The sequence below is a fragment of the Thermophilibacter sp. genome, assembly GCF_966187215.1.
The window spans coordinates 1-16,958 of the sequence record NZ_CBIFYV010000066.1 but is presented as its reverse complement, the minus strand read 5'-3'; the positions used below and the strand labels follow the sequence as shown (position 1 = coordinate 16,958).

Annotated in this window: 14 protein-coding genes; 12 read left to right on the top strand and 2 right to left on the bottom strand. The window is 70.3% G+C overall.

Annotated elements, in window-relative coordinates:
- Nucleotides 1-327 precede the first annotated feature (327 nt).
- Nucleotides 328-1,956 (top strand): 4Fe-4S dicluster domain-containing protein, encoded by a 1,629-nt coding sequence (locus tag ACWTSU_RS05680; protein WP_455138907.1) that lies wholly within the window; start codon nt 328-330, stop codon nt 1,954-1,956.
- A gap of 65 nt (nt 1,957-2,021) precedes the next feature.
- Here ACWTSU_RS05680 and ACWTSU_RS05675 read toward each other — a convergent pair whose 3' ends face one another.
- Nucleotides 2,022-2,189: a hypothetical protein gene (locus tag ACWTSU_RS05675; RefSeq protein ID WP_455138906.1), complete on the bottom strand. Its 168-nt coding sequence runs from the start codon at nt 2,187-2,189 to the stop codon at nt 2,022-2,024.
- 39 nt (nt 2,190-2,228) lie between these two features.
- Between ACWTSU_RS05675 and ACWTSU_RS05670 the strand changes: the two genes are divergently transcribed.
- Nucleotides 2,229-3,260 carry a nucleoid-associated protein gene (locus tag ACWTSU_RS05670; protein WP_455138905.1) on the top strand — a complete coding sequence of 344 codons (1,032 nt, stop codon included), beginning with the start codon at nt 2,229-2,231 and terminating at the stop codon, nt 3,258-3,260.
- A 137-nt stretch (nt 3,261-3,397) separates the two neighbouring features.
- On the top strand, nt 3,398-4,588 hold the full coding sequence (locus ACWTSU_RS05665) for a coiled-coil domain-containing protein (protein WP_455138904.1): 1,191 nt from the start codon (nt 3,398-3,400) through the stop codon (nt 4,586-4,588).
- Between the two features lie 27 nt (nt 4,589-4,615).
- Here ACWTSU_RS05665 and ACWTSU_RS05660 read toward each other — a convergent pair whose 3' ends face one another.
- A complete protein-coding gene (locus ACWTSU_RS05660) occupies nt 4,616-5,422 on the bottom strand; it encodes a transposase (protein ID WP_455138903.1) in 807 nt (268 codons plus the stop codon).
- Between the two features lie 225 nt (nt 5,423-5,647).
- On the opposite strand from ACWTSU_RS05660, the gene ACWTSU_RS05655 reads away from it, so the two are divergent.
- From ACWTSU_RS05655 to ACWTSU_RS05615, 9 genes are all read left to right on the top strand, one after another.
- Nucleotides 5,648-6,103, top strand: coding sequence for a MarR family winged helix-turn-helix transcriptional regulator (locus ACWTSU_RS05655; RefSeq protein WP_455138902.1), 456 nt, complete (start codon nt 5,648-5,650; stop codon nt 6,101-6,103).
- Nucleotides 6,100-8,409: an ABC transporter transmembrane domain-containing protein gene (locus tag ACWTSU_RS05650; protein WP_455138901.1), complete on the top strand. Its 2,310-nt coding sequence runs from the start codon at nt 6,100-6,102 to the stop codon at nt 8,407-8,409. The genes ACWTSU_RS05655 and ACWTSU_RS05650 overlap by 4 nt, the downstream gene beginning before the upstream one ends.
- An 8-nt stretch (nt 8,410-8,417) precedes the next feature.
- Nucleotides 8,418-10,214, top strand: a complete 1,797-nt coding sequence (locus ACWTSU_RS05645) for an ABC transporter ATP-binding protein (protein WP_455138908.1) — start codon at nt 8,418-8,420, stop codon at nt 10,212-10,214.
- A 128-nt stretch (nt 10,215-10,342) separates the two neighbouring features.
- Nucleotides 10,343-11,269: a quinolinate synthase NadA gene (nadA, locus tag ACWTSU_RS05640; protein WP_455138900.1), complete on the top strand. Its 927-nt coding sequence runs from the start codon at nt 10,343-10,345 to the stop codon at nt 11,267-11,269.
- Nucleotides 11,266-12,657, top strand: coding sequence for an L-aspartate oxidase (locus tag ACWTSU_RS05635; RefSeq protein WP_455138899.1), 1,392 nt, complete (start codon nt 11,266-11,268; stop codon nt 12,655-12,657). Before nadA ends, ACWTSU_RS05635 begins: the two co-directional genes overlap by 4 nt.
- A gap of 44 nt (nt 12,658-12,701) precedes the next feature.
- Nucleotides 12,702-13,556: a carboxylating nicotinate-nucleotide diphosphorylase gene (gene nadC / locus ACWTSU_RS05630; RefSeq protein ID WP_455138898.1), complete on the top strand. Its 855-nt coding sequence runs from the start codon at nt 12,702-12,704 to the stop codon at nt 13,554-13,556.
- Nucleotides 13,553-14,098, top strand: a complete 546-nt coding sequence (locus ACWTSU_RS05625; RefSeq protein ID WP_455138897.1) for a 3H domain-containing protein — start codon at nt 13,553-13,555, stop codon at nt 14,096-14,098. Before nadC ends, ACWTSU_RS05625 begins: the two co-directional genes overlap by 4 nt.
- Before the next feature lie 67 nt (nt 14,099-14,165).
- A complete protein-coding gene (locus ACWTSU_RS05620) occupies nt 14,166-15,107 on the top strand; it encodes a hypothetical protein (protein ID WP_455138896.1) in 942 nt (313 codons plus the stop codon).
- Nucleotides 15,104-16,684, top strand: coding sequence for an alpha-amylase (locus tag ACWTSU_RS05615; protein WP_455138895.1), 1,581 nt, complete (start codon nt 15,104-15,106; stop codon nt 16,682-16,684). The genes ACWTSU_RS05620 and ACWTSU_RS05615 overlap by 4 nt, the downstream gene beginning before the upstream one ends.
- Nucleotides 16,685-16,958: the final 274 nt, after the last annotated feature.

Genomic DNA, 16,958 nt, shown 5'->3' with positions numbered 1-16,958 from the left:
CGGCACACTCCGGAGCCACCGCCCCGCGCCGCGCATCATAGCCCGGAACGGGCTCCCGGGCCACTAAACAGTATCGGCGTACACTCCAGCCGGATACGTACACAGCTGTAACTTTGATAACGAGAAGGACGTCGCGCTGACCAGGCGCTTCTCGCCAGACGGCGACAAATCAGAGTTGCAACAGTGTACGTAACCCGCGGAGGTGTACGTAACCGCCCCTGGCCCCGCGCCGCCGAGCACCGCGGCCCGCCGGCTGTGCGATACTTGAGCCACGTCTGGCGCCTCGGGGGGAGGCGCCTTCCGCACACCTGACCCGGGGAGGGGCAAATGGCCGATACCATGCGCGGCGTCTACACCAACCTGACCGAGATCCGCCGCAACGTCTTCAGCTCGGTGGCCAAGATCGCCTACGAGATGGCCGACGACGACCCCTTCACCACCCGCCGCAAGCTGCGCAACCTCCCGTACGAGATCATCCCCGGCGACGTGGCCACCTACCGCGAGTCGGTCTTCCTGGAGCGCGCCATCGTCTCGGAGCGCATCCGCCTGGCCATGGGTCTGCCGCTGCAGGACGTGGACAAGCCCGAGAGCCTCACCGAGGGCCTCGCCGCCGCCTCGGTGCCCGAGACCTACTACCAGCCGCCGCTGGTCAACGTCATCAAGTTCGCGTGCAACGCCTGCGAGGACAACGTCTACCGCGTGACCAACGCCTGCCAGGGCTGCCTCGCGCACCCCTGCCGCGAGATCTGCCCCAAGGGCGCCATCACCTTCGTGGACAAGAAGGCCTACATCGACCAGGAGAAGTGCGTGCACTGCGGCATGTGCGCCAAGGCCTGCCCCTACCACGCCATCCAGCACCACGTGCGGCCCTGCGCCGAGGCCTGCGGCATGCACGCCATCGGCTCCGACGAGCACGGCCGCGCCCAGATCGACTACGAGAAGTGCGTGAGCTGCGGCCAGTGCCTCATCAACTGCCCCTTCGGCGCCATCGCCGACAAGAGCCAGATCTTCCAGGTCATCCAGGCCATCAACGCCGGTGACGAGGTCATCGCCGAGGTCGCGCCCGCCTTCGTGGGCCAGTTCGGCGGCAAGGGCAACGTGGACAAGCTGCGCCAGGCCTTCCGCGTGCTCGGCTTCTCGGGCATGGAGGAGGTCGCCATCGGCGCGGACCTGTGCACCGTGCAGGAGGCCGAGGACTTCCTCGAGGAGGTGCCCGAGAAGATCCCGTTCATGGGCACGTCGTGCTGCCCGGCGTGGTCGGTCATGGCCAAGAAGGAGTTCCCGGACCACGCCGACTGCATCTCGATGGCGCTCACGCCCATGACGCTCACGGCGCGCCTGATCCGCAAGCAGCACCCCGGCGCCAAGATCGTCTTCGTGGGGCCGTGCTCGGCCAAGAAGCTCGAGGCCATGCGCAAGTCCGTGCGCTCGGAGGTGGACTTCGTGCTCACCTTCGAGGAGATGATGGGCATGATGAAGGCCCGCGGCATCGAGGAGTACACCAAGCTCGAGGGCGAGGGCTCGTCCGACTTCGAGGTGGCCTCGGCCGACGGCCGCGGGTTCGCGGTGGCCGGCGGCGTGGCGGGCGCGGTGGTCAACGCCATCCACCGCCGCTACCCCGACCGCGAGGTCAACGTGGCCAACGCCGAGGGCCTCGAGGAGTGCCGCAAGATGATGAAGGACGCCGTCAAGGGCAAGTACCCGGGCTACCTGCTCGAGGGCATGGCGTGCCCGGGCGGCTGCGTGGCTGGTGCCGGCACGCTGCAGGCCATCAACAAGACGGCCGCGGCGGTCAAGCGCTACGCGAAGAAGTCGCCGCGCAAGAACGCCACGGACAACTCGCTGCGCATGCTGATTCCCGCGCTCGAGCGCGACGCCGACGGCAAGCGTGTGAGCGGCGAGGGCGAGGTGGCCGAGACCATGGAGGCCCAGCGTCCCGAGCCCTCCGGGGAGTGACGGGACCGGGCCCTTCTCGCCACGAGCGCGGCGGGCGGGGCCGAGCGATTGCTGCAAATCCCGAGCTACGCGTGGTCGGCGCCATGCGTAACTCGGGATTTTTGTGCAAACGGATGGGTTTTCTTGAGTTGCGCGTGCTCATCCGGCGCTGCGACCACGCGCAACTCACGATTGCCGGCAAAGCGCAGTTGCGCATGTGACGAGAAGGGCGCGGCGCCGCCAAGCGCTATCATGGGTCTCCCGACCGTTTGCCTTCTCGCCAGGGGGTGTCCATGCTCAGGGTCTCCGCCGCCATCCTGCACGTCTTTGACTTCGACGCGGGCTCCACGTACTTCTCGGAGCGCCCGCTCGACCTGGACGTGCGCACCACGCGCTCCTACGTCCAGCGCCACCTGCGCAAGATCTCGGCCAACGCCGAGAGCCGCCACGGCACGTTCGCGCCGGACTCGGCCTTCGCGGCCGAGCTCCAGCGCTATCTTGCCGGCGAGCGCGACTTCGTGGGCTTCTCCACGGACATCGCGCAGTGGTTCTGGGAGGAGCTGCGCCGCGCGGAGGACCTCGAGCAGTGCGACCTGCTCGTCGCCGACTTCGCCGACACCGATGCCGCCTCCGGCGAGGAGGTCGCCTTCGAGGGCGAGGCCGGCCGCCGCTACTTCGCGGTGATGCTGCTGCCGCGGCGCCAGGCGTTCGTGCACGAGGTGGGCGGCGCGGCCAACGACATCGCGCGCCTGGACGCCACGCTGCCCAACCCCTCGCAGAAGGTGGCGAGCTACGTGCTGGTGGACGCCGAGACCGGCGCGATCGACTTCCACGACCGCGAGCGCCAGGTGGGCGGCGAGAAGGTCATGGTGATCCCGGAGCGCTTCCTGTGCTGCACGAGCGAGGCCTCGAGCCACGAGGTCATCGACGAGGTGAGCGTCATCGTGCGCGACGTGGCCGAGGAGTTCGGCCTGGAGCCCGCCGTGGAGGTGAGCCGCGCCAAGGCGCTCGTGGCGCGCACGGCCGACGCGGAGGAGTCCTTCTCGCCCGCCGAGGTGGGGCGCGCCGTCTTTGAGGACCGCCCCGAGATGGCTGAGCGCTACGAGCAGCGCGTGAGCGAGGCTCGGCTGCCCGAGGAGGCGCCCGTGCGACGCGGCGTGGCCAACCGCCTCACGCGCAGCCACAAGATCCGCACGGACACCGGCGTGGAGATCACGTTTCCCTCCGAGCTGGCCGACAAGCCCGGCTACCTGGACTTCTCCACCAACGCCGAGGGACGCATCACGATCACGGTGGGCAACGTCGCGAGCATCGAGAACCGCTGAGGCCGCGCCGCGCCCGGTCGTGCGGGCGTCTTGGGCACGTGGCGGTCCGGTGGGCGCGCGGCGCGCGGGCGTGCGTTGGGCTAGAATTGGGTCTCGAGTTTTCCGACGCTCCCCAACCACACCCAAGGAGACTCCCGATGCCCCACACGCGCACATCCCCCGCCGGCCTCCCGACGCCGCGCACCGTGACCCGTCGCGACGCGCTGCGCCTGCTCATCGGCGCCGGCATCTGCTCGACGCTGCTGCCGTCCGTGGCCGAGGCGGCCACCACCCAGGAGCAGCTCGACGCGGCCCAGATGAGCTATGACCAGGCCCAGGCCGAGCTCGACCGCATCTCGTCCGAGTACGAGTCCATCGCCTCGCAGCTCTCCGACACCACCGCGCAGGTGGCCGGTCTCAACGACCAGATCGATCAGATGCAGGAGCAGATCGACGAGAAGCAGGACCAGATTGACGAGAAGCAGGCCCAGATCGAGGACAAGCAGGAGGTCCTCGGCGAGCGTATGAGCGCGAGCTACAAGGCCGGCGCGACCTCGACGCTCGACCTGCTCCTCTCGTCGAGCAGCTTTGAGGAGCTCACGAGCAACATCTACTATCTCGACAAGATCAGCCAGGCCGACCGCGAGATGATCGACGAGGTCCGGGTCCTGCGCGACCAGCTCGAGCAGGAGCGCTCCGAGCTCGAGCAGCAGCAGGACGAGCTCGAGGCCCAGCGCTCCGAGCTCGAGCAGCTCCAGAGCGAGCAGCGGGCCCAGCTGGAGGAGGCCCGCTCCAAGCAGGAGGAGTCCCAGGAGCTGGTGAGCAGCCTGTCGTCGGAGGTCCAGGACCTCATGGCGCAGCGCGACGCCGAGCTTCTCGCCGCGCAGCAGGCCGCCCAGCAGGCCGCGCAGCAGCAGGCCCAGCAGAGCCGCCCCTCCGGCGGGAGCACCGGCGGCTCGGTCATCACCGGCAGCGGGTCGCTCTCCGCGCTGATCAGCGCCTGCCACTCCACGCCCTCGCCGGGCAGCGGCCTGTGCGCGGCCTGGGTCACCAACGTCTTCCAGCGCGCCGGCATCGGGTCGTTCTGGGGCAACGCCGACGACATGTACTACAGCTGGTGCCACACCTCGCCGTCCGCCATCCAGCCGGGCATGATCATCGCGGTGAACACCTCGCCGTCGAGCGCGGCCGGGCGGCTGTACGGCCACATCGGCATCTACGTGGGCGGCGGCACCGTGATGGACAACGTGGGCACCGTGCGCACGACGAGCCTGTCGTACTGGGTGAGCTACTACAGCGCGCTCGCCACCCCGCTGTGCGGCTGGCTCGGCGGCGTCGCCCTGTCGTAATGGGGACAATGGGGACGGAGGTGTTTGTCACACCTCCGTCCCCATTGTCACGCGCATGCGGCATGCTCTCGACACAACGCTGCGGGACACGCCCGTGATGCGCTCGATCTGTCGGATTGAGAGACGCGCGCCGCGTAAGGTGCGCAGCGCCTCGTCACGCCGTGGACGGGGGAGCGCGCACACCTCCTCGGGGCGCGTCTCGCACAGGGCCGCGCGAGCCACGTGCAGCGCCTCTTCGTCGGGGATGAATCGCCTGCTCGTTGCCCTGTCCATGTCAAGACAGGGCGCGGCCTCGTCGGCGATGAGATGAAACTGCTCAAACTCCGTAGTGCCACCGAGCAGGCCGAGAACAAGGTCGCAATCAATCAGCTCTTGGAGACGGGCGTCCTTCTCGTCTCTGAGATACGACCGGTAGCTGCTCCAGGGCCACTCGTCGCATGTCGTACAGAGGCCGGCCTTGAGGGGGTTCTGGTGGATGTATCGGACGACGGTCAATAGGTATGCCTCGGACTCTATGGGCTCGCTGCGGAACCGGCCTTGGAAGAGGTGGCCGACGCGGTCATGGCGTTCGTTGAACCAGAGGGCATACGAGGAGCCGAGCGTCCTCATGAGCGCGGAGACCTCCTCGAGGGGCATGTGGAAGAGAAGATGGACATGGTTGTCCATGAGGCACCAGGCGAGAAGTGCGCCCTCATGCTCGGTGAGGTCGTGCGAGAGCAATCGCAGGTAGCGCCTTCGGTCGGTGTCGTCCTCAAAGATGATCTGGCGCCCGGTCCCGCGAACGATGACGTGATAGAGGTCGGTTTCCGCCCCCTTTCTGGCCGTGCGCGGCATGGTTCCCCCTCTCCCTCGCGCGACTGTGCTCAGGGCTATACCCCATCCGGCTTCGATTGGCGTACGGGTATCGGTGAGCGGCTAGGGACAATGGGGACGGGGGTATGACAAACACCTCCGTCCCCATTGTCCCAGGCATGTGAAGAGGGCGTGAACGGGGTATCAGCCGCCTTCGACGGGGTATCACCTAACACCGTAAGCATCTTCTAGTGTTAGGAGTAAGCCATGGAGGACACTCCGACCTATGGCGAGCTCGCGGAGGAGCTGCTGCGCGAGCTCGGCTCGTTGGTCAGCGCGCTGACCCCGGTCGTGCTCAACACGACGCGCGGCGAGACCGCCACGCTCATGACGCTCTCCCGCGCGGGCGCGCCGATGACGCCCGGCCAGCTCGGCGCGCACGCGCACGTCTCCAGCGCGCGCGTGGCCAACATCCTGCGCTCGCTGGAGGAGAAGGGCCTCGTCTCGCGCGCCCACTCCGCCGCCGACCGTCGCAACGTGGAGGTCAGCCTCACCGACGCCGGCCGTGCCGAGGCGGGCCGCGTCCGCGCGGAGCGGACGCAGGTGGTGGCCCGTTACCTGTCCGAGCTGGGCACCGACGACGCCGCGCAGCTCCTGCGCATCGTCGGACGCACGGTTGACATCCTGCGCGACCGCGCGGCGCGAGAGGGGGCCGGCCAGTGAGGATCGTCCGTCTCTTCAAGCACCACGTGCTCGCCGTCATCGCCGTGATCGCGCTGCTCGTGGTCCAGGCCAACGCCGAGCTCGCGCTGCCCACCTACATGAGCGAGATCGTGGACGTGGGCATCCAGCAGGGCGGCATCGAGAGCCCCGTGCCGGACACCATCCGCGCGAGCGCCCTCGATGACCTCGAACTCTTCATGTCCGACGACGACGTCGCGCTCGTCGAGGCCGCCTACGCCCCCGCCGACGCCTCGGGCGTCCGCGCCTACCAGGGAACGGCCGCCGAGAAGGACGAGGGCTCGGCGCTCGCCGAGGCCATGAGCCTGCCCGAGGTCGCCGCGCTGGCGCTCGAGCAGGGCGTCGACGCCTCCGCGCTGGCCGGCGACTCGGCTGGCGCGGAGGCCCCCTCGGCCGGCACCGCCGTCGCCGCCCCGCCCGCCGGCGCCACGATCACCCTCGACGACGTGCGCGCGCTCGTGGAGGCCGGGGTCCTGACCCGCTCCCAGCTCGCTGACGCCGCCGAGGCGCTCGGCGAGCAGATGGGCGCCATGGGCGGCTCGATCGTCACGCAGCGCGCGATCTCCTACGTGAGCGCCGAGTACTCCGCGCAGGGCATCTCCGCCGCCGACGTGCAGAACGCCTACCTCGGCCGCACCGCGGCCGTGATGTTCGGCCTGTGCCTCGTCTCGCTGGTGGCCACGGTCCTGACCGGCGCGGTGGCCTCCCACACCGCGGCCACCATCGCGCGCGACCTGCGCCGCGAGACCTTCGCCAAGGTCATGCGCTTCTCGCCGGCCGAGGTCAACAAGTTCAGCCAGGCGTCGCTGATCACGCGCTGCACCAACGACGTGCAGCAGGTCCAGATGGCCACGACGATGTTCATGCGCCTGGTGCTGCTCGCCCCGATCATGGGCGTGGTGGCCGTGATGCGCGTGCTCGCCACCTCCACGGGCCTTGAGTGGACCATCGGCGTGGCCGTGATCGCCGTGTGCGCCGTGGTGGGCGTGCTCATGGGCCTCACGATGCCCAAGTTCAAGCGCATGCAGGCCTTCGTGGACCGCGTGAACCTCGTGGCGCGCGAGATGCTCGACGGCATCATGCCGATCCGCGCCTTCGGCCAGCAGGCCCACGAGCTCGAGCGCTTCGACGAGGCGAGCACGGACCTCATGAGGACGCAGCTGTTCACCAACCGCGCGATGAGCTTCATGATGCCGCTGCTGATGTTCGTCATGAACTGCGTGACGGTGATGATCGTGTGGTTCGGCAGCCACGGCGTGGCCGACGGCGTCATGCAGGTGGGCGACATGATGGCGTTCATCTCCTACACGATGCAGATCGTCATGGCGTTCATGATCCTGACGATGGTGTCGGTGATCCTGCCGCGCGCCGAGGTGGCCGCCGAGCGCATCGACGAGGTGCTCGAGTGCCCGCTCTCCATCCAGAGCCCCGCCCGCCCCAAGCTGCCCGCCGCGGGCGCCCCGCGCGGCGAGCTCACCTTCCGCGACGTGAGCTTCCAGTACCCCGACGCGCGCCGCGACGTCATCCAGGGCGTGAGCTTCACCACCCACGCCGGCAAGATGACCGGCATCATCGGCTCCACGGGCTCGGGCAAGTCTACGCTCGTGCAGCTCATCCCGCGCCTCTACGACGTCACGGGCGGCGGCGTGCTGCTCGACGGCGTGGACGTGCGCGACTGGGACCTCTCGGAGCTGCGCCGCCGCATCGGTTACGTGCCGCAGCAGGGCATGCTCTTCTCGGGCACCGTCGAGTCGAACCTCAAGTTCGCCGGCGACTCCGTGTCGGACGACGACATGCGCGAGGCGGCGCGGATCGCCCAGGCCGCCGACTTCGTTGAGGAGCGCGAGGGCGCCTGGCAGAGCCCCATCAGCCAGGGCGGCTCCAACGTGTCCGGCGGCCAGCGCCAGCGCCTCGCCATCGCGCGCGCCCTGGCCAAGCACCCCGAGGTCGTGGTCTTTGACGACTCGTTCAGCGCGCTCGACTACAAGACCGACGCCGCCCTGCGCGAGGAGCTCGCGCGGACCGTCACCGACGCGGCCGTCGTGGTGGTGGGCCAGCGCATCGCCACGATCATGCACGCCGACGAGATCATCGTGCTCGACGACGGCCACGTGGTGGGCCAGGGCACGCACGAGGAGCTCCTGCGCAGCTGCCCCACCTACCTGGAGATCGCGCAGAGCCAGCTCTCCGCCGAGGAGCTCGGCCTGGAAGGTGGAAAAGGGACTGTCCCTTTTCCACATACCGAGAAGGCCGCGGACGCCGCGGCCGCGAGGGGAGGTGAGCGCTGATGCCGCCGATGGGACGCGGGCACCGCTCGACCGAGCGGGCCAAGGACTTCAAGGGCACGATGCGCCGCCTGCTGGGCTACGTGGGACGCCACAAGGTCGCGGTCCTGCTCGCCCTGGTGTTCGCCGTGTGCTCGGTCATCTTCAACATCGTGGGGCCGCGCGTGCTCGGCTCGGTCACCACGAAGCTCTACGAGGGGCTCGTGGCCACCGTGCAGGGCACGGGGTCGGTCGACTTCGCCTGGATCGGCGCCACGCTGCTCGGCCTGCTGGGCATCTACCTTTTGAGCTCGGGGTGCAACCTCGTGCAGGGCTGGCTCATGACGGGCGTCACGCAGAAGATCTGCTACCGCATGCGCTCCGAGATCGCCGAGAAGATCGCGGTGGTCCCGATGAGCTACTTCAGCGGCCACAGCAAGGGTGACGTGCTCAGCCGCATCACCAACGACGTGGACACGCTCGGCCAGTCGCTCAACCAGTCCATCACGCAGCTCATCACCTCGATCACGCAGATCGTGGGCGTGCTCGTGATGATGCTCTCGATCAGCCTGCCGCTCACGGGCGTGACGGTGCTCACGCTGCCCGCCTCGATCCTGATCGTGGGCGTGGTGGTGCACTTCTCGCAGCGCTACTTCCGCGAGCAGCAGGAGGTGCTCGGCAGCGTCAACGGCATCGTGGAGGAGGACTTCGCGGGACAGAGCGTGATCCAGGTCTTCGACCGCGCGGACGCCTCCGTCGAGCAGTTCGAGCGCGAGAATGACCGCCTGTTCACGAGCGCCTGGCGCAGCCAGTTCCTCTCTGGCCTGATGATGCCGCTCATGAGCCTGGTGGGCAACATGGGCTACGTGGGCGTCGTGGTGGTGGGCGCGGGGCTGTGCCTCTCGGGCCAGGCGGGCCCCGGTGACATCCAGAGCTTCATCCAGTACGTGCGCAACTTCACGCAGCCGGTCCAGCAGCTCGCCAACGTGTCCAACACGATGCAGTCGATGGCCGCCGCCACCGAGCGCGTCTTCGAGTTCCTGGCCGCGCCGGAGGAGGAGCAGCCGGCCGAGCCGCGCGTGCCCGAGCGGCGCGACGGGCGCGTGGAGTTCGACCACGTGCGCTTTGGCTACCTGCCGGGGCAGACCGTGATCCACGACTTCAGCTGCGTGGCCGAGCCCGGCCAGACCGTGGCCATCGTCGGCCCCACCGGCGCCGGCAAGACGACGCTCATCAAGCTGCTCCAGCGCTTCTGGGACGTGGACGCGGGGTCGCTGCGCGTGGACGGCACCGACGTGCGCGACTGGGACCGCGCCGCGCTGCGCGGCCAGTTCGCGATGGTGCTGCAGGACACGTGGCTCTTCAACGGCACGATCCGCGAGAACATCCGCTACGGCCGGCCCGACGCCACCGACGAGGAGGTCGAGGCCGCCGCGCGCGCCGCGCGCTGCGACCGCTTCATCCGCACGCTGGCCGGGGGCTACGACTTCGTCATCAACGAGGAGGGCACCAACCTCAGCCAGGGGCAGCGGCAGCTCGTGACCATCGCGCGCGCCGTGCTGGCAAACCGGCCGATCCTCATCCTGGACGAGGCGACCTCCAACGTGGACACGCGCACCGAGGAGCTCATCCAGCGCGCGATGGACACGCTGATGGTCGGGCGCACGAGCTTCGTGATCGCGCACCGGCTCTCCACGATCCGCAACGCCGACGTCATCCTGGTACTGCGCGACGGTGACATCGTCGAGAAGGGCACGCACGAGGAGCTTCTCGCCGCCGGCGGGTTCTACGCGGAGCTCTACAACTCCCAGTTCGACCACGCCGCCTGATGCGACGCGACCGCGGGGGCGGAGGCGCCGGTCGCGCCTTCGCCCCCATCGCTTCCGTGAGGTGTCTTGTCAGCTGTAAAGGGAGCTGTATACTGGGGCGCGTTGTGTGTCGCGTGGAGGGGAGAGGCATGGGAGACGACGCGCGCGCCGAGGTGGCGCGCCTCAAGCGTGAGCGGGACGCGGTGGTGCTGGCGCACTACTACGTCGCGCCCGAGGTACAGGAGCTGGCGGACCACGTGGGCGACTCGTTCGCCCTCGCGCAGCTGGCGGCGACGCTGCCCAACCGCACGCTCGTCTTCTGCGGCGTGAGCTTCATGGCCGAGAGCGCCAAGATCCTCTCGCCGGACAAGACCGTGCTCATGCCCGACCCCGCGGCCGACTGCCCGATGGCGCACATGGTGCGCCGCGAGACCGTGGAGGCCGCGCGCGAGCGCTACGGCGACGACCTCGCCGTGGCCTGCTACGTCAACTCGACGGCCGAGGCCAAGTCGTGGTCGGACGTGTGCGTGACGTCCTCCAACGCCGTGCGGATCGTGCGCGCGCTGCCGCAGCGCAACGTGCTCTTTGTCCCCGACCGCCACCTCGGCCGCTTCGTGGCCCGGCAGGCGGGCGAGAAGAACGTGATCCTGAACGACGGCTTCTGCCCCATCCACCAGGCCATCTCCGCCTCCGAGGTCGAGCGGCTCCGCTCCGAGCTGCCCGGGGCCGAGGTGCTCGCGCACCCCGAGTGCCCGGAGGACGTCCTCGCGCTCGCGGACTTCGCGGGCTCCACCTCGCAGATCATCGAGCGGGCCGCGGCGTCGGACGCGCGCGACCTCGTCATCCTCACGGTCGACGGGGTCCGCGGCGAGCTCGAGCGGCGCTGCGCCGGCACGGGCAAGCGCCTCCACTTCCCGGCGCCGCGCCCCGTCTGCCCGGACATGGGCCGCATCAGCGTCGAGCGGCTCGTCGCCTGCCTGCGCGACGGCACGGGCGAGGTGGCGCTGCCGCCGGCGGACGTCGCCGAGGGCGCGCGCCGCGCGCTCGCGCGCATGCTCGAGCTGGGGCGCGCATGACGGCGGGCGAGCGGGGCGCCGCCGCGCCGCGCCGCGCGCGCGGGACGGTGCCGGCGGCCGAGCGGTCGCGCGCCGACGGCACGCGCGTCATCGACTGCGACGTGGTCGTCGTCGGCTGCGGCGTGGCCGGCCTGTACTGCGCGCTCAACCTGCCGCGCGCGCTCTCGGTGGTCCTGCTCTCCAAGGAGGGGGTCGACCAGTGCGACTCCATGCTCGCGCAGGGCGGCATCTGCGTGCTGCGCGACGAGGACGACTACGAGGCGTTCTTCGAGGACACGCTGCGCGCGGGCCACTACGAGAACCGCCTGGAGAGCGTGGACCTCATGATCCGCGCGAGCCGCCCGATCATCGACGACCTCGTCAAGCGCGGCGTGCGCTTCGCCCGGCGGCCCGACGGCAGCCTCGACTACACGCGCGAGGGCGCGCACTCCCGCCCGCGCATCGTCTACCACGAGGACGTGACCGGCAAGGAGATCACCGAGCACCTGCTCGCCTGCGCGCGCGAGCTGCCCGGCGCCCGGATCCTCGAGCACACCTGCATGACCGACCTCATCGAGGGCTTCGACGCGTCGGGCGCGCGCGTCTGCCGCGGCGTGGTGGCCCTCGGGCCGCGCGGCGAGCGCCTTGAGATCAACGCCGACGCGACCGTGCTCGCCACCGGCGGGGTGGGCGGCCTCTACGCCCACTCGACGAACTTCTCGTGCCTGACCGGCGACGGCTGCCGCGTGGCCGCCGAGCACGGGGCGCTGCTCGAGCACATGGACTACGTGCAGATCCACCCCACGACGCTGTGGACCGAGCGGCCCGGGCGCGCCTTCCTCATCTCCGAGAGCGCCCGCGGCGAGGGCGCGGTCCTTCTCGACGGGCGCGGCGAGCGGTTCTGCGACGAGCTCCAGCCGCGCGACGTGGTCTCGGCGGCGATCCTGGGCAAGATGGCCGAGGAGGGATCGGAGCACGTGTGGCTGTCCTTCCGGGACGTGCCGCGCGCGACCATCGAGGGCCACTTCACCCACATCCTCGAGCACTGCCTCGAGGAGGGCTACGACATCCGCGAGGAGCCGATCCCGGTGGTGCCCGCGCAGCACTACTTCATGGGCGGCATCCACGTGGACTCCGACTCCGAGACCACGCTGCCGCACCTCTTTGCCTGCGGCGAGACCTGCTGCAACGGCGTGCACGGGCGCAACCGCCTCGCGTCCAACAGCCTGCTCGAGTCGCTCGTGTTCGCGCAGCGCGCGGCCGACAAGATCATGCGCGACCGCTTCGCGGAGGACACGGCCGCCCAGCTCGCCCTCGCGGCACGGGCGCGCTCGCGCTTCATCGCGGGGTCGCGCGACGTGACGGACGTGGCGCTTCTGACCGGCGCCGAGGCGGCGTCGGGGGAGTAAGCTGGCGGGGACGCGCCGCCTTGGCGCGGACGAGAGGAGAGACGATGACGGACCCGATGGTTCAGATGCAGATGGACGAGCACATCCGCGCGGCGCTGAGGGAGGACATGCCGTTCGGCGACGTCTCGACGATGTCCGTCATGCCCGAGCCCCGGCGCGGGCGCGTGCGGCTCATCGCCAAGGCCGACGGCGTGCTCGCGGGCCTCGCGGTCTTCTCGCGCGTCTTCGAGCTCCTGGACGCCTCGGCGCGCGTGGACGCCGCGGCGGCGGACGGGGAGCGGGTGGCGAGCGGGCAGCTGCTCGCCACCGTGGAGGGCGACGTGCGGGCGCTGCTGGAGGGGGAGCGCACGGCCCTCAACTACCTGCAGCGGATGAGCGGCATCGCCACCTACACGCGGCGCGTGGCCAACGCGCTGGCCGGCAGCGGCACCACGCTCGTCTGCACGCGCAAGACCACGCCGGGGATGCGCCTCTTCGAGCGCGAGGCCGTGCGCCTGGGCGGCGGCTCGATGCACCGCTTTGGCCTCTCCGACGGGGTGCTGCTCAAGGACAACCACATCGACGCCGCCGGCGGGGTGGCTCGGGCCGTGGCCGCCGCGCGCGCCGCGGCGCCGTTCGTGGACAAGGTGGAGGTGGAGTGCGAGACGCTCGACATGGTCCGCGAGGCCGTGGGGGCGGGTGCCGACGTCATCATGCTCGACAACATGACGCACGAGCAGATGGCCGAGGCCGTGGCGCTCGTCGCCGGGCGCGCGCAGACCGAGGCGTCCGGCAACGTGGACGTCTCCAACGCCGCCGCCTACGCCGACCTGGGCGTGGACTTCGTCTCGTGCGGGGCACTCACGCACTCGGCGCCGATCCTCGACCTCTCGCTCAAGCACCTCGAGGTGCTGGGGTGACGGCGGGCGAGGCGCGGCGCGCGCGCATCCTGGACGAGCTGCGCGCGGCGGAGGGGCCGCTGTCCGGCGCCCTTCTCGCCGAGCGCTGCGGGGTGAGCCGCCAGGTGGTGGTGACCGACGTGGCCCTGCTGCGCGGCCGGGGGGAGCGCATCGTCGCCACGAACCGCGGCTACGTGCTGGCCGACGCCCCCGCCTCCCGCCCCGTGCGCCTGTTCAAGTGCCACCACAGCACGGAGCAGACGGCCGACGAGCTCACGTGCATCGTCGACGCGGGCGGGCGCGTGGAGGACGTCTTCGTCAACCACCGCGTCTACGGCAAGGTCTGCTCGCCGCTCGGCGTGGGCAGCCGCCGCGACGTGGCGCGCTTCGTGGACGAGCTCGCGAGCGGGCGCTCGACGCCGCTCATGGAGGTCACGGGCGGCTACCACTTCCACCACGTGAGCGCCGCGTCCGAGGACGACCTCGACGCCGTGGGGCGCGCCCTCGCCGCGCGCGGCTACCTCGCCGAGGCGACGCCCTACGAGCGCGCGACCTTCTCCTGAGGCCCCGCGCGGCGGGTCGCGCGGCGCGTCGGGGTATACTCCCCACATCTGAGAGAGGGGAGCGCACGTGATCGACCTCGAGCCTTCCGTCCCGCGCACGCCCGCCCAGGCGGTCCTGCGGATCGTCTCGATCCTGATGGCGATCGTGGGCGCGCTCGTGCTGGTGGGCGGCGTCATCGTGCTCGTCGCCAACGTCATGGGGACGCACGACCTGTGGTGGGTGGCCACCTTCGGCGTCATGATCGTGGTGGCCGCGGGCCTGCTGATCCTCACGGCGGTCCTCGGCATCGCCGCCTCCAACGACGCGGCGCGCGTGGGGCCCTACCGGTTCCTCTGCTACCTCGTGGGGCTGGCGGTGCTCGCGGCCATCGTGTGGGGCTGGGGCCTCGGCACGTTCATCCTGTTCAACCCCGTGGTGCTCACCGCCACGATCGTCTACGTGCTGATCTGCTCGCGCCTGGCCGACAAGGTCAAGGAGGAGCACGACGAGGGCGTCCGCGGCGAGACGTTCCTGCGCTCGCGCCACCAGCGCGCGCTGCACGCGCTCTCCGAGGTGGTCATCGTCAAGGGCGTGCTCACCATCGTGGTGGCGGTCGTGATCGGCGCGGCGCTCGTGGTCTACGGCGAGGGCGAGCGCGCGGTCATCACCGGCATCCCGGTGCGCGTGACCGGCGAGCTCTTTGCCCTGCTCGTCACCGCGGGTGCCAGCTCGGCCATCAACATGGCCGTGGGCGGTCTGGGCATCCTCGGCTCCAACCGGCCCCAGAGGATCCGGCCCTTCCTCGCGCTCGCCGCGGTGTCGCTCGTGGCCGACGCGGTCCACGCGGCGGCCTCGGTGGCTGAGCGCGGCGTCATGGGTCTCTCGTTCGACCTCGTGTTCGACCTGCTCTTCATGGCGGCGTGCGCGTACTGCGCCGTCCGCATCCTGCACCAGCCCACGCCCGAGCGGCTCGCCGCGGCCGCGGGCGTGGCCCTCGTCGACGACGCGGCCGAGGGGGAGAGCGCATGAGCGACGCGGCCGGGACCCCAGCGTCTGCCGCACCGGGGGCGGCGGGCCGCGCCCCGATGAACGGGACCATGCTCCAGGGCTTCTCGTGGTATCTGCCCGCCGACGGCTCGCACTGGCGCCGCATCGCCGAGCAGGCCGCGTCGTTCGCCTACGAGGGCATCACCGCGGTGTGGCTCCCGCCCGCCTACAAGGGCGAGAAGGGCGCGGCTGACGTGGGCTACGGCGTGTACGACGCCTACGACCTGGGCGAGTTCGACCAGAAGGGGTCCGTGCGCACCAAGTACGGCACGCGCGCCGAGTACGAGGCGGCCATCGCCGCGCTGCACGACGGCGGCATCCAGGCGCTCGCGGACGTGGTGCTCAACCAGCGCCTGGGCGCCGACGGCTGCGAGGAGGTGGTCGCGCAGGAGGTGCGCGGCTCCGACCGCGACGCGCGGATCGGCGAGTCCCGGACGATCGAGGCGTGGACGCGCTTCGACTTCCCGGGGCGCGCGGGCGCCTACTCCGACTTCCGCTGGGACTGGACGTGCTTCCACGGCGTGGACTGGGACGAGCGCACCCGCACCAAGGGGATCTTCCTATTCCAGGGCAAGCACTGGGACGACGCGGTGGACCGCGCCGAGAACGGCAACTACGACTACCTCATGGGCGCCGACGTGGACGTCAACTACCAGGTCGTGTACGACGAGCTCGTGCGCTGGGGCGCGTGGTACGTCGACGCCTGCGACCTCGACGGGTTCCGCCTGGACGCGCTCAAGCACATCGACCGCGGCTTCTTCCTGCGCTGGCTCTCCGACGTGCGCGCCCGCGCGGGCCGCGAGCTCTTCTGCGTGGGGGAGTACTGGGCCCGCACCGCCGACGAGCTTCTCGGCTACCTGGGCGACGAGCGCGCGATGTCGCTCTTCGACGTGCCGCTGCACTACAACCTCTACCGGGCGAGCTGCTCCAACGGCGACTTCGACCTCTCGCGGATCTTCGAGGGGACGCTCGTGGAGCGCGACCCCGTGCACGCCGTGACCTTTGCCGAGAACCACGACACGCAGCCCGGCCAGGCGCTGCAGTCCTTTGTCCAGACGTGGTTCAAGCCTGCGGCGTACGCGCTGATCCTGCTGCGCGAGGCCGGCTACCCCTGCGTCTTCTACGGCGACCTCTACGGCATGCCCAACGGCGGCGACATCCCGGCGGTGACGGAGCTGCCGCTTCTGATGGAGATCCGTCGGCGCTTTGCCTACGGGCCGCAGCACGACTTCCTGGACGCGCCCGACGTGGTCGGCTGGACGCGCGAGGGCGACGACGCGCACCGCGGCAGCGGCGTGGCCGTGGTGCTGACCGACCGCGACGGCGGCGAGAAGCGCATGTACGTGGGCGAGCGACACGTCCGCGAGCGCTGGTGCTGCGTGATCGGAGAGCAGGACGACGTGGAGGTGGACGCCGACGGCTGGGCGACGTTCCGCACGCTCGACGGGCGGCTCGCGGTGTACCTGCCGGAGGACCCGGCGGCGGGGCTCGAGCACGACCCGGTGCTGCGCGCCATCCGCCGCGAGATCGACGACGACACCGAGGAGATGCGCCTGTAGCGGGCTTTGGGGCGGCCGGAAAGGGGCCAGCTTCACAAGTTGGGTGGTTTTTCACGGCCTCCCAAAGTAGTCCGAAAATCGTCAAGTCGTCTACCAGCATGTTTGTGGCGGCATGAGGCCTGGATGCTTTTAGGGCCTTCGAAAACCACCCAACTTGTGAGCGACGGGCAACCGGGGGCTCCCGCGTGGCGAGGGGGAGGAGGCAGGGGGAGGAGGCGCCAGGTGCAAGAGAAAGCCAGGCCCTCGCAGTCCCTCGGCTCTGCTCTTTCCCCTC